The organism is Streptomyces sp. NPDC055815 (assembly GCF_053616475.1).
In genome coordinates this window covers 1-6,441 of record NZ_JBSHDU010000155.1, presented here as the reverse complement: position 1 = coordinate 6,441, position 6,441 = coordinate 1, and the positions used below count along the sequence as shown (strand labels likewise).

Annotated in this window: 7 protein-coding genes; all 7 read left to right on the top strand. The window is 71.9% G+C overall.

The window, feature by feature from the left end; all coding sequences use genetic code 11:
• Positions 1-193 (top strand): hypothetical protein (locus ACWGN5_RS41520; protein ID WP_453524138.1); only part of this gene is annotated, 193 nt, incomplete at its 5' end.
• A 153-nt stretch (positions 194-346) separates the two neighbouring features.
• Complete coding sequence (locus ACWGN5_RS41515; protein ID WP_376041194.1) at positions 347-574, top strand: hypothetical protein; 228 nt, start codon at positions 347-349, stop codon at positions 572-574.
• Between the two features lie 218 nt (positions 575-792).
• Positions 793-2,766 (top strand): helix-turn-helix transcriptional regulator, encoded by a 1,974-nt coding sequence (locus ACWGN5_RS41510; protein WP_453524135.1) that lies wholly within the window; start codon positions 793-795, stop codon positions 2,764-2,766.
• Complete coding sequence (locus ACWGN5_RS41505) at positions 2,763-3,551, top strand: DUF2637 domain-containing protein (protein ID WP_376169341.1); 789 nt, start codon at positions 2,763-2,765, stop codon at positions 3,549-3,551. The genes ACWGN5_RS41510 and ACWGN5_RS41505 overlap by 4 nt, the downstream gene beginning before the upstream one ends.
• A gap of 125 nt (positions 3,552-3,676) precedes the next feature.
• Positions 3,677-3,904 (top strand): hypothetical protein, encoded by a 228-nt coding sequence (locus tag ACWGN5_RS41500; protein ID WP_376041173.1) that lies wholly within the window; start codon positions 3,677-3,679, stop codon positions 3,902-3,904.
• On the top strand, positions 3,904-4,125 hold the full coding sequence (locus ACWGN5_RS41495) for a hypothetical protein (protein WP_376041175.1): 222 nt from the start codon (positions 3,904-3,906) through the stop codon (positions 4,123-4,125). The genes ACWGN5_RS41500 and ACWGN5_RS41495 overlap by 1 nt, the downstream gene beginning before the upstream one ends.
• 501 nt (positions 4,126-4,626) lie before the next feature.
• Complete coding sequence (locus ACWGN5_RS41490) at positions 4,627-6,183, top strand: replication protein (RefSeq protein ID WP_376367728.1); 1,557 nt, start codon at positions 4,627-4,629, stop codon at positions 6,181-6,183.
• Positions 6,184-6,441 lie beyond the last annotated feature (258 nt).

The window sequence follows — 6,441 nt, the reverse complement described above, 5'->3', positions numbered from 1 at the left end:
CGTCGGAGACGCGAGCGACGCCTGGGAGACCCCATGGTTCGTGGTGATCCCCATAGTGATCGGCGGCCTCTGCCTGGCAGCCGCGGTGGCGCTCACGACCCGAGGGAGCCGGAGTCGCCGCAGATCCACGACTCCGGCCGGCGCCCTCCCCGCACCCCCGCACCCCTCCCCGCGTCCCTGTGTGGCCCGCTGACGGCCGATGAGGGGCGCCGTGCCCTCTGGGTCCGGTATCCGGCTGACAGGGCCGCAGAGGGGCGCCTAGGGTCGCCGCGTGATCACCGGGGGGCAATGATGACTCAGACTGAGACGCTTGCAAAAGGCGGATCGATGTGTCAGAGTCAGTCGCATGACGCAGACACCGGCCCAACTGAGGGCCCAAGCCGAAGCAGCACTCAAGCCTTTGGGAGCGAAGAGGATCAGGCTCCTGGCTCAGCTGGAGCAGCTCGACGCGGAGATCCGTCCGGTGATCGTGGAGGCGGTCCGGATGGAGGTCCCCTACCGCAGGATTCGGGACCTGACAGGGGTCTCCCCGAACACCTCGGCCGCGTGGCGGAAGGCGGCCGAGGCGGAGTGATCTGAGGGGCTCCTCGCGCGCGTATATGCGCGCGTGCGTAGGGCCCCCCTCCCCTCCCCCGACCGCAACCCGCAACCTTGCAGGTCAGAGGCGGTTGCACCCCGCAACCCGACCGCAACCTGCAACCAGAGGCGCAACCAGCAAACGAAGACGGGCCGGACCGCCGCAGCGAACGGCGATCCGACCCTCATCCACGCACCTGAAGGAGAACCGTGGACGTGAAGGAAGTTTGGCGGAAGGCGACCGATTCGACCAAGTCCGCCTGGCGGGCATCGGCCACCGAGGTGACCAACGTGGTCGATGCCCTGTCCCCCATGTGCGCCCCTGTGGCGGCTCGGTGGGACGCGGCGGCGGACCGGCGCCAGGCGCTCCGGACGCCGGAAAATCTCAAGAAGCTCATGGCCGCTCAGCGTGAGAACACGTCGGCGAGGGCGACGGCCGCGACCGCGAAGGGGCAGCGGACGGCGGCACGGCAGGCGAGCAAGAACCCGTGGAACGGCGCCCGGCGGGCGGCGAAGACGGCGGACAGGGCGGCGCGGTCGCACCGGATCGCCGCGCGGGCCGCGTTGAAGGAGGCGCGGGCGAACTACCCGGCGACGATGGCGCAGGTAGCCCGGCGGTGGCACGCCGTGCATGTCGTCCCGGCGGCGGTCGGCACGTACGCGTGGTCGACGCCTGCGGACTGGGAGACGTGGCCTTTGGCCACCTCGGTCGCGGTCATCGCGGCCAACGCCTCGGCGCTGTGGCTCGGTCGCCGGTCGGTCTCCGTGCAGGTCGAGGATGGGGTCACGGCGGAGGAACGCCGCTTGCTGGAGCGCCTGGACCCGTCGTACTGGGTGCAGCACGCCGACTCGCGCGGCCTGTCCGGCACGCTGACCGAGCGGCCCGAAGTGACGGCGGCCGGGATCGTGTGCGGCGTCCGGCTGGACGGCAAGGGCTGGTCGGCGAAGAAGCTCGCGGCCGAGTCCGCGGCGGTCCGCGCCCTGCTCGGGATGCGGACCGAGACGCGGATGCAGATCAGCGATGGCAGCCATGGCGACCGCGCGCTGATCGTGATCCGCACCCGGTCCGCGTCGGACGGCATCTCGATGACCTGGACGCCGGAGCACACCGGCATCGGCGTGGACGAGGTGACCGGCGAGATCGTGGACGTGCCGATGGCGGGCACGCACAAGCTGATCGCGGGCGTCACGAACATGGGCAAGAGCGTCTCGTGGCGGCCGTGGATGATGCAGGCCGTGGCCGACCCGCTGTGGGCGGGCATCCTCCTCGACCCGAAGCGGCTGGAAGCCCGGCTGTGGCAGGGGAAGGTCCGGACGGAGGGTCACCAGCGCGGCTCGAACGAGGAGATCCGGCAGGCGATCTACGACGCGATCTGCGAGCTGGTCGCGGAGATGCAGCACCGGCAGGAGATCGCGGACGTCACGCAGTGGGTGCCGACGCCGGAGCACCCGAGCCTCTTGGTCGTCATCGAGGAGGGACGGCAAATCCTCCAGATGGCCAAGGACAACCGGTGGAAGGACGTCCTCGACCTGATCGACGACCTGTACACCCTGGCCCGCGCGACGGGGATCTGGATCATCTGGGCGACCCAGTACCCGTCCCGCACGAACGGCGGCGTCACGGCGATGGTCAGCGAGAACAGCCTCACGGTCATGTCGCTGACGGTGGACTCGCCGGTGTCCGACCGCGTGGTCTACGGCGAGAACGCGGCGACGACGGGCTGGGAGCCGTCGACGCTCGGCGGCATCCCTGGCCGGGCCCTGATCAAGCACAAGGACCGCAAACCCAGCCCGGTGCGGATCTGGCACGTCCTGGATGAGGCGGTGGAGGCGCTCCCGAAGGTGACCCCGTGGCAGCACGTCGCCACCTTGGCGCCGGAGCCCGCCGACCCGGGCGGCGGGCCGCGCCTGACCCTGGTGAAGGAGGCACCCGAAGCGGCGGCCGAGGAAGCGCCGGCGCCCCGCGCTGAGGAATCCGCGGCGACCCCGGCCGGTACCCCGACCAACCGGAATCGGGTCCTGGACACGGTCCGGTCGGCGTCCGGCCCGCTCGCCCAGAAGGACATCGTGGCGGCGACCGGCATCGACAAGGGCGGCGTCACCCGCGCCGTCGCGGCGCTCGTCAAGTCCGGCGACGTGGCCAAGACCCCGGCAGGGATCGTCATCGCGGGCAAGGAGGTGTCGGCATGAGCAAGCAGACGATGGAGAGGGCCGCGCTGATCGCGGCCGGGCTCGTGATCGTGACCCTGACCGCCCTTGCCTTCTGGCTCAGTTACGCACACCTCGCCGAGGTGGCCGGCCAGCACGGCCTGGCAGGCTCCCCGATCCGCCAGTGGGCATGGCCCGCGACCCTCGACGCCTTCATCGTCGGCGGCGAACTGCTCATGCTGCGGGCCGGTCTCCAGGGCCGCACCGACTGGTGGGCGATCACCGCCACGGCGGCCGGGTCGATCGGCTCGATCGTCCTCAACGTCGCCGGAGTGGCCGGAGCGAGGGACGGTCAGCACGTGCCCTTCCTCGACTACGTGACCGCCGCTGTCCCCCCCACTGCCGCACTGCTGGCTTTCGGGCTCCTCATGAGGCAGGTCCACGGCCTCGTGGACGACGCCGCACCCGCCGTCGAGCCGGGCAGGGACACCGAGGTGTCCACAGTGGACGCCCCGGTGTCCCCCACCCCCCTGCCGGAGCCTGTGCCGGCCACCGCATCGCCGCAGGTCATCTGCGGGGCACACCTCGAAATCCCGCCTGTCCCCCCCCGCCCGAAGCTGAGCACCGAGGAAGCCCGCGCCGCGATCGAGCAGGCATGGCGGGACGGCCTGAGCGTCCGTGAGGCGGCCCGGGTGTCCACCCGCGCCCCCTCGCAGGTGCAGCGGGTGTACGCACGCCTCGACACCGAGAACGCCCCCGTCCACCCGCGACACGACGACGACCACATCGAGGGTCAGACCGAGATTGAGGTCCCGGCCGCCGCGTGACCGAGAGAGGGTCAGGGGACACCTCCCCTGACCCTCTTGCGCAGGCTGACACATTGTGTCAGACTGACTCACGTCCGCCTGATCCACCCTCACCCGGCGGGGCGCCGCCACCACCAGGAGGAACCATGCACGAGACCCAGCTTGACGATGTGCCCGCCCGTATCACCGCGTCCGCCGCGCGGCTCGGCGGACCGGCCGCCACCCCGGCCGAGAAGGCAGACGCAGCCGCTCTCCTGCGGGACCTGCTGGAGGCCGCTCGCAGCCACGGCGTCACCCTCGCGCACTTCGACGCCGTGGCCGACCTCCCGCAGGCGGCCCTGATGGTCATCCGCTCGGCCCGCGAGGAGGCGTGATGGCGACCCCGGCCGACATGTCTCACGCGATGCTGATCGCGATCCTCATGCACCACGGCGGCTCGCTCGACCTGCCCGCCGGCGCTTTCCAGAAGGACGCGCTCGGCGGCCTGGACGGCGCGTTCCACGCCGTGGCGATGGAGCCCCGCCTCGATGGCACGGTCCGCATCAGCGTCCAGCCCCGCCCCGCCGGGGACGAGGGAGGAATCACCACGATCTGACCGACACGACGATGCCCCGCCGGTGATCCGGCGGGGCGTCTCGCTCGTAAGGGATGATCACCCCTCAGAAATGGCAACGGCCCGGGCATCTCACCTCCCGGGCCGCCCGCCTCCGCAGGTGCCAAACCACCGAACGGAAACGTTGCTGTGACCAGAGTACGGAGCGAAGCGCCTCCTTCGCCACAGCGGCCCGCCCGCCGCACATGCCGCCGTAGCGGCTGCTCGAAGAAGTTCACCCCAAACCCCCGCACACCGGGCCAAACGTACTGCTCCCCGAACTGCCGGAAGCGCGCTTCCGAGGCGGACGCGGTTCGACCCCCGAAAACGGGGTCTGACCTGCAGAAAGACACCTCCCGAGGTGTCCGCTTCTTGGTAACTGACGAACAGAGTTGTCAGATCGCCGAAACCGCAGGTCAGAGCGGTGCGGTCGATGGGGCCACCGAGGGGGGTCCGGTCACGGTCGTCACCCCGGCTCTGCGGCGGTGGCGGCGCCGCCGGATCATGCAGGAGATCACCGCGATCGACCGGTGCCGGAAGTGCGCGCGCCGCGCCGTGGCGCCGGAGCTGGGCACGCTGACGGCCCGCACCGAGGACGGGAAGGCGTCCGGCCGCGGGGTCCAGCTCTGCGAGTCGATCTGGGCGTGCGCGGTGTGCGAGAGCGCCAAGCGCGCCGAGGACACCCACGAGCTGACCACGGCCGCTCTGCGGTGGCTGGCCCGTGGGGGGACTCTGGCGGCCGTGGTGCTGACCACCCGGCACACCCGTGCGGACGCACTGGACGACCTGGTCTGTGCCCTGTGGGGGACGCGGCAGCGCGTGGACGAGACGACGGGGGAGGTCACGCCGAGGGTCCCGGGCGCCTACCAGCGGCTCCTGACATCGCAGAGCTTCCGGCGCCACGTGGCCCCGGCGGTCGGCTACATCGGCATGGCGCGTAACCCGGAGATCACCCGCTCGCAGGCGGGCGGGTGGCACCCGCACCTGAACCTGCTGGTGTTCCTCGGTGGCCAGTTGGAGGGCACCCCGGCCAACGGCCAGCTGATCTACACGGATGAGGACGGCAACGGGTACTTCGAGCCGGGCGAGGGCCGGAGCTGCACGTTCGAGCCGCCCGCCGAGGACCTGGAGGCGTTCGAGGAGTGGATGCACGGCTTCTGGGCGGGGGCTCTGCGGTCGATCGACCCGACGTACGAGACGTCGACCGAGTGTGAGCGGGCCAACTGCAAGTGCGGCGGCAAGGGCCACGGTGTGCGCATCGACGTGATCCGGTCGCCCGATGACAAGGCGCTGATCGAGTACCTGACCAAGGTGGGCGGGGAGACGGCCAAGTCGGTCCAGGCCGACGTGGACGCGGCCAAGGGCGCGGCGGCCGAAGTCGCCCACTCGACGGCCAAGGGCGCCAAGGGCACCCGGTCGATGACCGCCTTTCAGTTCCTTGACCGGCTGTGGGCGATCGAGCGCGACGGCCTGGCCGAGGCCGACGCCCCGGGGTACGGGACGGCCGAGCAGTGCCGTGCGTGGTCGCTGGAGTACGAGGCCGCGACCCGGGGCCGGCGGGCGTTCGAGATGACCCGGGGCCTCGCCCGGCACACCGACCTGGCGGGCGAGCTGGAGGCGTACCGCTACCAAGAGATGCACCGCCGCCTGCTCGGCGGTGTGGTCCTGACCTCGGAGGCGCACGGCCAGGTGGCCGAGGCTGGGAGCGACTTCGCCGTGGCCGAGCTGGTGGCCGCCAGCCTCGAGGCAGAGGTGGCCGGCCTGGTGGCCGACGCGGGTGGCCGGGCGGACCACGCGCGGGTCGTGGACGAGGCCGGAGCCGCGGAGTGGGTGGAGTCCCTGGCGGAGGTGATGGCCGCCAAGGCCCGGCAGCGGGCGGCCGAGAGGGCGGAGTGGGACCGGCTGGCCGAGGCCGGGCACGGCCTGGTGCCGTGCGAGCCGTGCGGCGGCACCGGCCACCGCGAGGAGTACGCCGCCATCCACGGCGGCCAGTGCTTCCCCTGCGGCGGCACCGGCCGGGTCATCGGCGACGCCGACGACGACCAGGAGCACGACGGCTGACCGCGCATTGTTCCAATGCGCACTACCTCGCTGTGGTGATCTGCTGCGGGACGGCGGGCGTTATGGGGCGGCCGGTCACGGCCCGGACCGGCCGCCGGCGGGGATGGTGGGACCTCCCTCCGGCTCTGCGGAGAGAGGTGTCGCTCCGTCGGGGGGCTTGCCGGGCGGCCGGTCCGTGCAGGTCGGTGAGCTGGGCAAGCCGCGGGCGCCCGCGGCTTGCCCCCACCGGCGGTCCCACCGCCGGTCCCCCGGCCCAAC